This is a genomic window from Winogradskyella ouciana, from assembly GCF_009709615.1.
Classification (GTDB): Bacteria; Bacteroidota; Bacteroidia; order Flavobacteriales; family Flavobacteriaceae; genus Winogradskyella; species Winogradskyella ouciana.
The window spans coordinates 81,067-96,276 of sequence record NZ_WJYA01000006.1 but is presented as its reverse complement, the minus strand read 5'-3'; the positions used below and the strand labels follow the sequence as shown (position 1 = coordinate 96,276).

8 protein-coding genes are annotated in these 15,210 nt (G+C 34.5%); 1 reads left to right on the top strand and 7 read right to left on the bottom strand.

Annotation, left to right across the window (positions count from 1 at the left end; all coding sequences use genetic code 11):
* Positions 1-57: 57 nt before the first annotated feature.
* From guaA to F1003_RS10360, 6 genes are all read right to left on the bottom strand, one after another.
* Complete coding sequence (guaA, locus tag F1003_RS10385) at positions 58-1,593, bottom strand: glutamine-hydrolyzing GMP synthase (protein ID WP_155089358.1); 1,536 nt, start codon at positions 1,591-1,593, stop codon at positions 58-60.
* Positions 1,594-1,679: 86 nt separating this feature from the next.
* A complete protein-coding gene (locus F1003_RS10380; protein WP_155089357.1) occupies positions 1,680-2,375 on the bottom strand; it encodes a hypothetical protein in 696 nt (231 codons plus the stop codon).
* The gene (locus tag F1003_RS10375) at positions 2,372-8,020 is read right to left on the bottom strand and encodes a T9SS type A sorting domain-containing protein (RefSeq protein WP_155089356.1); all 5,649 of its coding nucleotides are present in this window, start codon (positions 8,018-8,020) and stop codon (positions 2,372-2,374) included. The genes F1003_RS10380 and F1003_RS10375 overlap by 4 nt, the downstream gene beginning before the upstream one ends.
* A 28-nt stretch (positions 8,021-8,048) precedes the next feature.
* Complete coding sequence (locus tag F1003_RS10370; RefSeq protein ID WP_155089355.1) at positions 8,049-10,217, bottom strand: hypothetical protein; 2,169 nt, start codon at positions 10,215-10,217, stop codon at positions 8,049-8,051.
* 25 nt (positions 10,218-10,242) lie between these two features.
* On the bottom strand, positions 10,243-10,752 hold the full coding sequence (locus F1003_RS10365; protein ID WP_162306958.1) for a T9SS type A sorting domain-containing protein: 510 nt from the start codon (positions 10,750-10,752) through the stop codon (positions 10,243-10,245).
* Between the two features lie 116 nt (positions 10,753-10,868).
* Positions 10,869-11,513: an outer membrane beta-barrel protein gene (locus F1003_RS10360; RefSeq protein ID WP_155089353.1), complete on the bottom strand. Its 645-nt coding sequence runs from the start codon at positions 11,511-11,513 to the stop codon at positions 10,869-10,871.
* Positions 11,514-11,744: 231 nt separating this feature from the next.
* On the opposite strand from F1003_RS10360, the gene F1003_RS10355 reads away from it, so the two are divergent.
* Positions 11,745-13,556 carry a tetratricopeptide repeat protein gene (locus tag F1003_RS10355; RefSeq protein WP_155089352.1) on the top strand — a complete coding sequence of 604 codons (1,812 nt, stop codon included), beginning with the start codon at positions 11,745-11,747 and terminating at the stop codon, positions 13,554-13,556.
* A gap of 2 nt (positions 13,557-13,558) precedes the next feature.
* Here F1003_RS10355 and bshC read toward each other — a convergent pair whose 3' ends face one another.
* Positions 13,559-15,154 (bottom strand): bacillithiol biosynthesis cysteine-adding enzyme BshC, encoded by a 1,596-nt coding sequence (bshC, locus tag F1003_RS10350; RefSeq protein ID WP_155089351.1) that lies wholly within the window; start codon positions 15,152-15,154, stop codon positions 13,559-13,561.
* Positions 15,155-15,210: the final 56 nt, after the last annotated feature.

The following is a 15,210-nucleotide window of genomic DNA, read 5'->3' as shown; positions in this document are numbered from 1 at the left end:
GTACTTTATTTTAGCTTATCTAAACTTAAGAAACAAATAAGACCAAAAGGTCACCTGTTATTCCCATTCTATAGTTGCTGGTGGCTTAGAACTGATATCGTAAACAACTCTATTAACACCCTTCACTTTATTTATAATTTCATTTGAGGTCTTTTGCAAAAACTCATAAGGTAAATTCACCCAATCTGCCGTCATACCATCCGTACTCTCTACAGCTCTAAGTGCTACACATTTTTCGTACGTACGCTCATCACCCATTACACCGACACTATTTACAGGTAACAACATTGCGCCAGCCTGCCATACTTTATCATACAGATTCCAAGAACGTAGGTTATTAATAAAAATAAAGTCCACCTCTTGTAATATACGCACTTTTTCTGGTGTTAGATCTCCAAGAATCCTAATGGCCAAACCTGGACCAGGAAATGGATGTCTCCCTAACAACTGTTTATCCATATTCATGGACCTCCCAACACGCCTTACCTCATCTTTAAACAATGCCTTTAATGGCTCTACAACTTTCAGCTTCATAAAGTCTGGTAAACCACCAACATTGTGATGACTTTTTATCGTTGCACTTGGTCCACCTGTTGCTGAAACACTTTCGATCACATCTGGATAAATAGTTCCCTGAGCTAGCCACTTCACATCTTTAATTTCATGAGCTTCGTCATCAAACACCTCAATGAACACACGACCAATGGTTTTTCTTTTCTCCTCTGGGTCGCTCTTTCCTGCTAAGGCATCCAAAAAGCGTGCCGAAGCATCTACACCTTTAACGTTTAATCCCATGCCTTCGTATTGATGCAGTACATCTTCGAACTCATTTTTTCGTAATAAACCGTTATTTACAAAGATGCAATAGAGGTTTTTTCCTATTGCTTTGTGCAGTAGCATTGCGGCTACAGACGAATCCACTCCACCAGATAAACCCAGAACAACCTTATCATTACCAAGCTTATTTTTTAATTCTTCAACGGTTTCTTCAACAAAGGCATTTGGTGTCCAGTCTTGTTCAACCTTTGCTATTTTAACCAAGAAGTTTTGTAAAAGTTGATGACCATCCGTTGTATGATATACTTCTGGGTGAAACTGAATACCATAAGTTGCTTCCCCTTCAATTTTATAGGCTGCGTTTTCAACATCATTGGTGCTTGCCAACAAAACACCTCCAGTCGGTAACTTTTTAATGGTATCGCTATGACTCATCCAAACTTGGCTGCCTTCGTGAATATTCTCAAGGAAATCTTCATCGGGTTTAACAAATCCTAAATTTGCTCTTCCGTATTCTCGTGTATTGGATTCCGCTACTTCTCCACCAGAAAAATGTGCCAGATATTGCGCTCCGTAGCAAACCGCTAATAATGGTTTTTTACCACGGATTTCTGAAAGGTCTGGATGAAGTACGTCTTCTCCTCTAACGGAATTTGGACTACCAGATAAAATAACCGCTTTAAAACTGTCGGAATCTGCTGGAATTTTATTGAATGGATGGATTTCGCAATAGATGTTTAACTCTCTTACACGTCGTGCTATTAACTGCGTGTATTGCGAACCGAAATCTAAAATTAGGACTTTGTTATGTTGCATGTGCAAAAATAACAATTGCTTTCAGATTCAGGATTTAAGGTCTAGGGTTTTTTTGGATATTTTTTTAACAATTGAAAAGGAAAAGGTTAGTCTAAAACCCTAAACTGATACACTCCAGAGTTTGATGAGTTACCTTCTGCGTCTTTAGTGACTATGCTCCAATAGTAAATATTCCCAGGAGCAACAGCAACTGTTAGCTGTTCAGCTGAAATATCACTTGTGTTTAAACCAGGCGGATTTTCAGTTCCGAAGTGCACATCGTAGCTCGCAATATCATCGTCCACATCGCTCCCGCTCCACTGAAGAGTTACCGTATTAGTCGATGCGATATTTTGCGCCATACTTGGTGAGATTAACTCTGCTGGAAAAGGCGCATAAGTCTGTACACCAGGACCAGCGTTATAGAAGTTCCACAGTGCACTTTCTTTTGTCTCACCTTGATACTCATAGGTTACATGCCACCTGAACGATTCTGGTCGCTGAATGGTTACAGGATAAATAAAATCTACCGTTTCGTATTGCGACATAGTACCGGTTGATAAATTTTCGATATGAAGTGTGTAGTTTTCTGCATTGTTATTTGGCATCCACTCAAAGAAAACCGTGCTTTGGGTAGGTGTTGGGTTTTCGCCTTCGTTACATAAAGAATCTTCATGAGGAAAAACCAACATAACACCTGTTGGAGTATCCTGTCCATCAGGAATTACTGGTCCATCATCTGTGGTGTCTTTGCAGCTAAATAAAACTACTGACAAACAAAGTATGACTATTAAATTCTTCATTTTTTTATAATTTTACAGGATGATGTATTCGATTTAGACTTAACTTTTACCACGTATAGTCCTGATGTTAGTTGGTTTGTATCCACTTTCATTTCAGTTCCATTGTTCTTTAAATTTTTACTTAAAACGAGCTGTCCAAAGGTGGAATAGATCTCAACTGAGATGTCATCATTTTCTAAACCATTGAAGACATAAAACTGATTCTCAAAGGGATTAGGATAAACCAAGAAGTGATTTCCAAAGAAAATGCGTTTTTCAAAACTGCCTTGACATTCTAAATCAGTGGTTACTTTTAAAATATTTTCTCCTTGTTGTAATTGCAATTCTAAGTTTGCATTATGAGTTGTAAATATTTCACCGTTAAATTCTACATTAAAACTTGTATTGCCATACATATCTAAAGCGACTTTATCTCCTGATGCCATTCTGCTAGCAAAGACCTCGAGCGGATTAGGCTCTGTAATTACAATAGTATAACAACTCTCATAATCTGGCCATTCTGCAATTGTAATGCAGATTTCATAGGTTCCTGCCAATAGGTTAAAAATATCCACATCATCAAAAAAGTTATAAGATTCATTAAAACCCTCTCCAACAAGTGTAGCGGTGTATGTGTAAACCTCTAGGGCTTCAATACTTATCTTACCATTATTACTGTTTAAACAGGTTTCTCCTGTAATTGATATGGTAAAGTTATCTATTGGTAAGTCTATAACGGCACAACCAAATAAATCTACTGTTGCACCAAACTCAGTGCCAGGACATAAGTCATCTACATTTGGTACGCCATCATTATCTGCGTCCTCGCATATCGCCTGATAGCTCGAAGTTTCGTCTTTAAACCAATTATCATAAAGCCCATCTGTATTATTGATTACGGCAACTGGGTCATCGACTAAAATGCAGCCTAAATCTGGATTATTAGTTGCATTAAATAACTCTAAATTTTCATTATTTCCATTCTGAAGATTGAGTTGGTCACCAATTAAGATATTAGATTGGCAAAACAACAACGTTAAATTAGGGTTTTGGCTAACATCTATACTACTTAATTGATTAGATGCGCAATTAAGTTCCTCTAAATTTGAAAACAGACCTACGTTTAAACTTGTTAGCATATTACTTGATACATTAATATCTACAAGATTTAAGTTGTTATCTAAATTCAATTCCGTTAAGTTATTACCAGATACATCTAGGTCTATTAAATCTGGCTGGTTAGATACATTTAAATCCGAAAATATATTATTTGAAGCGTCTAAATTGGTTAATAAAACATTAGTGCTTATGTCTAATACCGCTACATTGTTATCTTCAAAATTTAAGTTTGTTAAGCTAATAAAGCCCTCTATCCCTGTTAAATCAGTTATGTCTCTTCCACTCACATCCAAAAAACCTATATCTTCAATATTTTCAGTAAACACGTAGTCATCTAAAGGGCCAGAATCATAACCGAAATCAATTAAAGCTTGCTCAAAATTGTCATCTGGCACATAGGTTTCGCCAAAAAAGCATTCTATAGCAAACTGCGCTGTGGCATCTACTAACCATGTGGCACCAGACGGCACTGCTCCAGTATCTGTTTCAACACAGGTTAAATCTGGATTGATTTGTGCATTTAAATCTGTAAGAATTGCGTTTTGTCCATTTCTAATATTCAGTGTGTCTAAAAAATTAGATTGGCAACTAATGCTTGTTAAACTTTGATTTTGTTGAAAATCTAACTCAACAATCTCATTATTCTCGCAATTAAAAACTTGTAAGGACAGCACATCACTTGGTAGAAAAGACGTGAATGTGTTATTTGAAATATCTAAAACTGATAGATTTATATTATTACTCAAATCTATCGTACTTATTACATTGGCTGAGCAATTAATTGTCGTTAATGAGATATTACTAGTGACATCTAAACCCGTAAGTTGGTTACCAGAACAATCTATGTTTAACAAATTGATATTGGAGCTTAAATCTAGTTCAGTAATTGTATTATTTGAACAGTTTAAATTCTCTAAAGCTAAAAAATCCTCGATTCCTGTTAAATTGGCAATATTGTTTCCGCTAATATCTAAATCCGTTAATGCTTCAATATTAACGGTTAATACATAATCGTTAAGTGGACCGGAATCGTAACCTAAATTAATCAAAGCTTGCTCAAAATTATCGTCAGGCACATAAGTTTCACCAAAATTGCAATCTATGTTATACGCTGTAGTTTCATCCTTAATCCAATTTACAGGAACATTATCTACATCATCAACTTGTACACATTCCAAATTAGGATTGCTTGATACATTAAAGTTTGCTATATCTGAATTGATTCCGTTTTGGATATTGACAAAATCAAACAAGTTATTAGATAGATTTATGGTTATTGACTCTGGACAAAATTCTGTTTGATTGACGTCATATACACAAGCAGAAATTGCCATAGTCGTTAAATCAATATCGCCTTCAATAAGGTTATTACTGGCATCTAACTTTTTCAATAGACTTAAGTTGGTTGATAAAGTTAGGTTTGCTATTGAATTGCTATTGAAATTGGCTTCTATTAAATTGATACTGCTGCTTAAATCTAAATTTGTTAATTGATTACTTGCGCAAGACAATGACTGAAGAACAGTATTTGCAGCTAAATTTAATTCTGTTAATTCATTAAAACTACAGCTTAAATATTCTAGCTGAGCATTAGCATTTACATCAAGTTCCGTTAAACTATTCTGAGATAATTGTGCCTCAACTAAACTCACGTTGTTGGTAAGATTAATCGTTGAAATTTGATTGTTGGTTATAGATAAAAGTTCTAATGCTGAATTATTAGTAATATTAAGCTGTGTCAGTTCATTTGAACCACAATTTAATGTTGTTAACGCAACATAATTATTAACTAATAAACTAGGCAAATTATTACTGACACAACTCAGACTAACTAAGGTATTGTTACTTACTGTAGAAGTGGTTAAGTTGTTGAGCGCGTTACTATTGCAATTTAGGCCTTCTAAAACAGCATTATTACTAACATTAAGAGCCGTTAAATTGTTATTAGAGCAGTTCAATTCTTTTAGCATTGTGTTACCTGAAACGTTTAGAACATCTAAATTGTTATCAGCACAATCTAATACCTCTAAATTGGTATTTAAAGAGGTATCTAGATCCGCTAAATTATTTCCTGCACAGTATAATTCAGTTAATGAAATTGTTCCTGTGGTATTGAGCAAGCCATTGGTATTATTAATATCGTTGGTGAGCAAATAATTAGAACTACAATTTAGGCGCTCTAAATAAATCATATCACTGACATCTAGTGCTTCTAAAAAATTGCCGCTACAATCTATTTCAATTAAGGATTTAAAATCTCTTATACCAGTGAGGTCAGAAATACTTTGGTCGCTCACATTTAAATTTTGAACATGTTCAATATTCGCCGTCAATACCTGAGCATCTATAATATCATCATATCCCAAATCAATAAGTGCTTGTTCAAAAATTGCATCAGGAATTGCAGTAAATCGATTGTTAGCACAATCACCATTATAAGCGGTAAATGTATCTTTTTGCCAGCTTCCAGGAATGGTACCTACTATAGCATCATCTACATTGATACAGAAAAGATTTGGATTATCTGTTGTATTAAAAACCGTAAGCGATGCGTTGTTTCCGTTTTCAATATTTAAAGTTTGAAGTGCGTTATAATTACAAAGTACTGAGGTTAGTGATGCGTTTGCTGTTAAATCTAAACTTTCAATTTGATTGATTGAACAGTCCAATATTTCGAGCGCAGTGTTATTGCCTAGATCTAAACTTATGAGCATGTTGTTGGACACATTCAAATCTTGTAAAGCCACAAAATCTTGAATTCCGGTTAAATCCGCTATATCAAGACTTGAAACATCTAAGGCAATCAAAGTATTTATATCAGCTGTTGGTACAAAATTATTCAGTGTGCCATCAGAATCGATGCCTTGGTCAATGAGTGCCTGTTCAAAATTATCGTCTGGTATATAGGTTCCGCAATTTAGATCATAGCTTGCTATGGCATCCTTTTGCCAACCTGCAGCTCCATTAGCAAAGGCAACATCATCTACTTCAATACAGAACAAATTTGCGTTGTTTGTGGCATCAAAGGCTGTAATAGCTGTATTGTTTCCATTATTAAGGTTTAGGGCAAACAGATTGTTGTTATTACAAGCTAAACCAGTCAATACTGAGTTGTTAGTAATATCTAAAAATTCTATTTGATTCATTGAACAGTCTAGATCTGTCAACATAAGATTATTGCTTACATCTAGGCTAATTAATGTATTATTAGAACAATTCAATGTAGTTAAATTTGAATTTGCACTTACATCTAAATCATCTAGATTATTACCAGAACAATCAACGGTAACAAGAGCTGTATTAGAGTTTAAATCTAGACCTGTTAGATTGTTATTTGTGGCATATAATTCTTGTAATACTAAATTGCTTGATAAGTCAGCACTTGCTAAATTGTTATTGCTGACATCTAAAACTTCTAATGCGGTAAAATCTTCAATCCCAATTAAGTTAGAAATAGATGCATTAGAAATGTTTAAATCTAATATAGTATCAATGTTTGCTGTCAATACTAAGTTATCTAAAATGTCATCGTAACCTAAATTGATCAGTGCTTGTTCAAAATTATCATCTGGCACATAGGTATAGATATCTACACAAGTGGTATCACTGTAATATGCCCAATCATCTTTAATCCAACTGTTTGGTGTGAATCCGCTATCGATTTGAATACAGAATAAATCTGGATTTTCTGAAGCATCAAAAATTGAAATTAAGTTATTGAAGTCATTTGCAACAATTAAAGATGTTAGCTGATTTCGCGACACGTTTATTGTTGAAGTACCCTGACAAACTGTAACTGGGTCCGTTTGAGGGTCAGGACAAACCACAGAATTGATGGTGCTTAAGTCTAGGCTTGTTAAACCATTATCTGAAACATCAAGGTTTCTTAGAAGTGTATTAGTTGTGAGGTTTAATACCGAAATTTGATTAGATGAACAGAACAAACCTTCTAAATTAGCATTGTTACTCACTACTAATTCACCAACAATTCTATTATTGGAAACACTAAGTATCGTAAGTTCAATATTATTAGAAACATCAATATTCTGAAGCTGATTATTCGAAGCTGTAAGGCTTTTTAGCGCAGAATTGTTGGATACATCTAGACTCTCAATCTGATTATCAGAACAATTTAATGATTCTAGGTTTAAATTATTACTTACATCTATATTAGACAGAAAATTAGAGCCACATAAAAATGAAACCAAACTGGTGTTATTAGAAATATCAACCGCCGCTAAATCATTATTACTGCAGATTAAAGTTTCGAGCGCAAGAAAATCTTCGATACCAGCAAGGTCTGAAACTCCTATTCCGTCAATGTTTAATGAAACAATAGCATCTATCCTATCAGTAAATACTAAACCATTATTGGCAATACCATCACCTAAGCTTGCTGAGTCACCAACACTTACTATTTCACCATCTTCATTATGTGTTTCTAGGTAATCCTCAAAAACGAAATCAGGTATTGCCGTAGTCTGTGACAATAAAATATTGCTACAAAACAAGGTTAGTATAAAAGGCCATAAAATATAGTTCTTCATCTTTATAATATTAATAAGTTACTATATCTTAATGTCTTGGCTTCTTATCAATCTCTTTATGGTAGTGCATTACTCTATCGAACTTTACTAACAGTTCATCAATAAACTTTTCCTTAAATGCTACATCACTATTCATTTTAGTCCAAAACTCATTCTCCTCTAAATTAACACCACTATCTTTCATTTGCTTCTCCGCTAAGGCAATACCTTCAATAACATCTTCTCGTGTTAACTTAAAGTATATGGTTTCTCCATGTCCATTGTCAACAATTTCATAATCTCTTGGGCTATATAAATCTTCATCTTCATTAGCTAGACTTACGTTTGATGAAACTCCTTTTTCCATATTGTTAACTTTTGTCATTAATTCCATCATTAATTCCTTTAGGCTATTAATTTCCAAAGTTTGCTTATCAACTCGATTTTTTAAATCGCTAACGATTGGACTATTATCATTAGTATTTAAACCTACCGCTACATTAACCATGTTAAAACCAGAAATATTATCACTTTTAGACCAAGCAACTCCTACAATATTTTTTACATCCTCTAGTTTTATACTAGTCTTTGGTACAGCAACTCCAATTCCATCATTTTTACCGCTAGGTATAATGTAATCACCAATATTTACCATACCAAAAACTTTTACAGGAACTTGCCCCATAAAAGCAACTTTTTCATAGTTGTCTTCCTTACTCACCTCAGGCATATTTCCTAAAACAATTGGCTGGTAAGAAACAACCATTATATTTTCGGCATCTTGAGTGTTTTTTGAAATCTTACCACCAATAACACCAACAACATCGCCATAAGTCATTTTTTCATTTAAATCGGCTCTTAATAGGTATTCAGCGTAATCTCCAGCTCCAGAAGCATAAGTTACTCCTTTTAAATTCTCCTTATTAAAATTGTATGTATCTCTAGCTGTTTCTGACTTACTAATTGCTATTATCGATGTAGTAATTTTACCAATTTCTATAGCTACTTGCGCTACAGCTGCTGCAATCATTGCTGGACCAGGACTTACAATACAAGCCCCTAAACCTGCACATGGTCTAACATCTGCTAACGCAGCACCAAGTGCGCCTGCAGCAATAGCTCCGTCTATTAACGAAAATGCATAATCTGCGTAAGCATCGAAGACATCATAATCAAGTGAGGCCTGATCAAATTCCCAGTCGGCATTATTTGGAAACTCCTCTGTTGTTTCTCCTTCAATACGTCCCCAAGGTAAAGATCTTTGATCGTCATAAAATGTTATAAAGTTGGTCTCATTATCCCTACTCTCTTCTACCCTAATCGCCATACCATTATAACCTCCATCTATTAAAAGAGGATGATTGTTAATATCAGCATATTGCTCTTCAAGATAAGGCATATCTGAGGTTATTCTGATTTGAGCTCCTAGACCATCGATAACTGTAGTACCCAATATATTGTTTGGCCCCTGAGTAACATCAATTCTTTCTGCTGTTAATTCTCCAAAACCAGCCGTTCCATTAACCGTTAATTCATTTAAAGTGGTTAATCCTATTACATCTAGTGTACCGTCTAAATTACTATTTCCGTCAACACTTAAATCACCTGATAAATTTGTAGGGCTTCCATTAATAACATTTAATGCGTTATTTAAATTGGCAATACCATCAACACTTAAGTCGCCTGTAAGTAATGTTGGATTATTATTGTGAACTGTTAAAGAGCTAAATAAATTTGTTGGCCCTTCAACTTCTAATTCGCCATTTAAAAAGGTTTTATCATCTACTGTAAGTGTTCCTGTTGCCGTAATATTCCTATGATAGGCGTAGGGTAAAAAGGTGAGTCGCTCTCTACTCATTTCCTCAAAATTGCTACCAGCTTCAAAATCTATTTCAACTTTTAAATCCTTTGGTGTTCCATCCCAATTCATCTCTTTGAAATAGTCATGCTCAGCTTCACCAATCAATAGATTTATTCTACCAAAACCATCTGTTTCAGTGATTTGCACTTCCTGAAATTCTATTTGATTAGTGCTGTCATAAATTGTAAATCTTACAGCAATCGTTGTATTTGGCAAATAATTACCTTCAGAATCTACTCCCGGTAATTCCAAATCATCAGGACCTATAATCACTGCTTGGTAGGTAATTCCGTCTGTTTGTGCCATGGCATAAAACATAGAGCACATAAAGAATGTCAGTGTTAATATTTTTTTCATAACTAGGTGGTTTTATATTGTTTTTTTAAATCTTTATAAGTTTTGTGTTGAATCGTTTTCTACCAGAGGTCACTTTTAAGAGATAAGTACCACTAGAGAAATCTTGCAACTGAAGTTCTAATCGTTGCGATGGTAAAAACACTTGAGTGTGAATCTCTCTTTCTTCTATATTAAAAATTTTGATAGAAATGTCACTGCGCATTACATCACTAAATGTCACAAATAAGGTTTGACTAAACGGATTGGGATATACCTTAGCACGTAACTCTATGTCTAGGTCTCTAATTCTTTTTATGGCATGCATAGGTTGTTGGTAGCCTTGTCTTAAATAGTATCCACTATTATAGTGTGTACCTATAACACTAGACTGCCCAATACTTTGGCTTATTTTATAGCTACCATTGGAAGTTTCGACCGTTTGTGCCGAGCCACTACTTCCTAAATTAGATCTTATAATCCGATAGCCAGAATTGCTTTGTGCCTGTAAGTGCTGAGCAAAACAAAACAGTACTAAAATTGATAGAAATGCTTTCATATTATTTTTATGTATTGTTTTCATATTCTATATTCAATCTAAATTTATAATTAAATCCCTGTAAACACTAAGGATTGGTGCAATGTCCACCTTTTGTCTACTGTATTTCTCCATATCTAAAAACTACAGTAACATTTTGGCAGGTTGATGATAAAACCCAAACCAAATTGATGTGCATTTAGATTTAGTTTTTCAGCATTTTCCGCACTATTAATTAATACTGACTTACCATAAGTGTAACCCACAAAAATTGCTGTACTGCTAGAAACCGGATATTGCATCTCTACTCCACCTCTGAAGAACAGTATATTATTATTAAACTCTTCTTCTCCTACAAGGTTATAAACATCATTGTTTATGGTCTGGTTTCCTCGTATTAAAAACTCTGAAGCCACAGATGCATTTGCCAAGAACGTAAGATCTCTAAGCTGAAATAACTTTATACCCAAACCTGCCTTTGCTCCCAAATAACTTATATCCCACTCAAAGTAGTTGTCAACACTACTTTCACTTCCTATTGCTCCGTAATTATTGTAAGACACTCCTAGTGACAAAAACAATGTCTTGGCATCATTTATATTTTGCCTATAACCTAAGCCATAATAGGTTCTTGATTTAGACATTAGATTATCCAATGGTCTTCCTTCTGAATTTTCATAATCAAAGGATGAAATGGTTGTACCAAATTCAAAGTAAAGTTGTTGGCTAAAACACCAATTACCAATACATAAAATGCATAATAGAATTACATACTTTTTCACTATAAGGCCAGTTTTGTTTTAAGCAAGTTAGATAAAATAAAGCCTCATTTTCCGCAAAAATGCTGCTGTCCACCTTTTGTCTACCCCTAAAAAAAAGGAGATTTTAAATTTTTAATGATATTTATAATAGGTGGACAATACTTATTTTAAATATTACAACTAATTGATTATAAGTATTTTAAATTCAATTAATACACAACATTATCCAAGACCATCTAATAACTAGAAACTATGAATATCTCAACCATGTCAAATAATGTCCCTTTTTCTAGAACAATTTCAGATGTCCACGCTAAGGTGGACAAAATGCTACCTCTACTCATTTTTGTTTTCGGACTAAGTAGTCTTATCGGTCACGCTCAAGATCAAAAAAAGGTTGACAGTTTGTTGCAAGCAGCATCAAAACAAACGGACACCACCCAAATTATAACCTACGCTACCTTGTGGGCAGAACACCTCTTTGTAGATCCCTTAGCTTCAAAACCCTATTTAGATAGCACATTGGTTTTAGCCAAGCGATTGGGAAATAAAGAATTCATTGCTAGGACCACCAACTATTTAGGTGTATATCACAACATGACTTCTCAATACGAAAAATCAATTCCTATCTATGATGAAGTTATTGAGATGTACAAAGAACTTGGAGATATGACGCAAGTATGCGCTGCTATGAACAATAAGGCCAATTCCCTAAGAAGCTTAGGGCGCTATAACGAATGTTTAGAAACCCACATGGAAAGTCTAAAGTTAAAAGAGGAAATTGGAGATACCGAAGAAAGTATTGCAGCGAGTTATTGGAACATTGGAAACATTCAAGGTGATATTGAAAACTATGAGATCTCAAATCAATATTACAATAAAGCGAAAACCATTTATGAAAAACTAGATTCTAGGGATGACTTAGCTAGTATTAAGGTTAATATGGCATTAAACTTAAAAGGACAAAAAGAATATGAAGAATCCAAAGCACTTTTATTGGAAGTTGAACCCTATTATTTTGAAAAAAGCTACAATAACGATTTGGCTGGAATCTATGACAATGTTGGTTGGATTCTCGCTCAACAAGATAGCCTAGATCTTGCTGAAGACTATTACAACAAATCCCTAGAAATCAGCAAGCGATATGGTGAAACCTCTTTAATCGGGCTCAATCTTAGGCATCTAGGTGAACTCTATAACAAAAAAGGAGAGCACAGAAAAGCGCTAAGGTTCATGAAAGATGCATTACAAATTTCTGAAGACACCGGAACACGCAAAAAAATGATTGGTGACCTTCTGGAAATGTCTAAAGCCTACGCAGGATTGGGTCGTTATAAAAAAGCCTATGAGTTCCATACAGACTATCACGAGCTACATGATGAAATTTTAGGTGAGGAGAACATTAAAAAAATGAATGAGCTCGAAGTGCAATACCAAACCGAAAAGAAAGAAAAAGAACTCATCATCAAACAAAATGAAATTAAGCTACTAGAAGAACGAAAGCAACGTGCAGAAAATCAGAAATTGTTTCTCATCATTTCGTTAATTGGTGCTTTGGCCTTGGCTGCAGCCATAGTCTATGCCTTGCGCCAAAAAATGAAACGAAATAAAATTGAGCGGGAAAAGTTAGATAAAGATTTAGAGTTTAAAGAAAAGCAACTTACAACACATGCCTTGCATTTGGCTCATAAGAATGAAGTGCTACAAGATTTAAAATCGCAGATCAAAGAATTAAAAGCAGAAGGTGCCAACTCCAGAAGGTATCAAGAAGTCATCAATACCATCAACCTAGACATTAATAACGATGGTACTTGGGATCAATTTAGAAACTATTTTGAGGATGTACACAAAGGCTTTAACTCTAAAGTGATGGGCAACTATCCCAACGTTAGCAATAACGATTTGCGTTTAATGTCCTTATTAAAAATGAACCTATCGAGTAAGGAAATCGCCAATATTCTTAATATCTCTGTTGAAGGAGTAAAGAAAGCACGTTACCGATTACGAAAAAAACTAGATCTTTCTACTGAAGATTCTTTACAGGAATTGATTTTAACCTTGTAATATTAAATAGTTATTATCACAAATTCACCTTTTAACGGCTCTAAGGATTCCATCAGCTTAGGAATTAAATCCTCACCATACTCTAAGTATAATTCCGAAAAATTGGTGTTACGTTCTTGCAGGCTTTGATTTGGGAAGAGTTGTTCCTGCAAATCTGTACAACGTTCAATCTGATCTTTTAGCTTGCGCTTTTGAGCTTTGAGCAAACGTTTTTCAAGATGCTTCAATCCTTTTATTTGTTTCACTTCCTGTGCATTTACAGCCCCTAGAAACGATTTATCGGTTTGTTCTGCAAGTTGATGTAAATCTTTAAACTGTTGTTCTAAATGTTTGATCTGTTCAGAAAAATCAATATCTACATTAGAAATTTTCCTCACTTTTTTGTTGATAAAAGAGCTTCTTTCCAAAAACAAATCCTTATCAGAAATATTGAGCTTTTTTAGTTTTTCGGCCTGCTTTGTTGTTTTTACCAAAGCCGAATTACGAAGCAACAGCATTGGGAAAGTTACACCTTGAGCTTCAAAATTAGATTTTAACTGTAACCAGTAAATCATCTCTCCACCTCCACCGATATAACATAGGTTTGGTAAAATCACTTCTTGATATAGTGGTCGCATAATGACGTTAGGCGAAAATCGCTCAGGATATTCTTCAAGATGTTTTAACAATTCGTCCTTACTCCAAGTGATGTCAGTTTCTAAAACTGAATAGGTTCCATCTACCTCAACAATACGCTCTCGCAAACCTTCATGGATATAAAATAAGTTGATTTCTCGCGGATTAACCTGAATGGTAAGCCCTAAATCCTCAAGTGTTTTATTTGTTTCAGAAACCGTTTTAAAAGCGGTCTGTTTAACTAATTCCTTTTTCATCTGTGGAATGAACAAACGCTTCAAATCCTTATCATCTGCATCTAATATCACTAAGCCTTGTTTTCCAAATAATGCATTTGCCAAATAGCGTGTGGCATCAGCTAAATTAGTATGGTTTAGATAAGCTTGCTTAAACCATTCTTTTAATTGTTCTGCGTTTTTCCCTGGTCCGAACTCGGCGGAAATTACATCAAAGACTTCATGCAACCCCTTTGTTTCAAAGTGACCAACTGCTCCAGTTTGATTGGAATTCCATTGAACCTTCTTCCCCTTAAAATTAAAGTAGTTGATTTCATCAAAATCATGATCCTCTGAAGCCATCCAATATATAGGTACAAAATTATATTTTGGGTATTCCTCTTTGAGTTGTTTTGTAAGGTTTATGGTTGAAATTATTTTGTAGAGAAAGTATAATGGACCTGTAAATAAATTGAGTTGGTGACCCGTTGTAATCGTAAAGGTATTATCGTGTCTCAGTAAATCCACATTGGTTAAAGTTGCCGCAGAAAGTGACAGATCTCCATAATGCTTCATAATAACATCTACAAGGGTTTTACGGTAAGCATGGTTATAATTTCGTTCTTTTTCTTCTATCTGTGCTTTGAAATTTTCTAATGTCGGAAATCGATTGTAAAGCGGCCTTAATTCAAGTTTTTCATCAAGGTAATTACAGATAAAATCAGAGAAATAGTTGGTTTCTCTAAAAGGAATACAATCAGTTGGCATAAAAAATTATTATCAAAGTATAAATATACGGCAACTGTAAATTTTAACTGCTAATT

Coding starts and splice junctions, on each gene's coding strand:
- guaA (WP_155089358.1), bottom strand. CDS start 1,593: ATGCAACATAACAAAGTCCTAATTTTAGATTTCGGTTCGCAATACACG.
- F1003_RS10380 (WP_155089357.1), bottom strand. CDS start 2,375: ATGAAGAATTTAATAGTCATACTTTGTTTGTCAGTAGTTTTATTTAGC.
- F1003_RS10375 (WP_155089356.1), bottom strand. CDS start 8,020: ATGAAGAACTATATTTTATGGCCTTTTATACTAACCTTGTTTTGTAGC.
- F1003_RS10370 (WP_155089355.1), bottom strand. CDS start 10,217: ATGAAAAAAATATTAACACTGACATTCTTTATGTGCTCTATGTTTTAT.
- F1003_RS10365 (WP_162306958.1), bottom strand. CDS start 10,752: ATGAAAGCATTTCTATCAATTTTAGTACTGTTTTGTTTTGCTCAGCAC.
- F1003_RS10355 (WP_155089352.1), top strand. CDS start 11,745: ATGAATATCTCAACCATGTCAAATAATGTCCCTTTTTCTAGAACAATT.
- bshC (WP_155089351.1), bottom strand. CDS start 15,154: ATGCCAACTGATTGTATTCCTTTTAGAGAAACCAACTATTTCTCTGAT.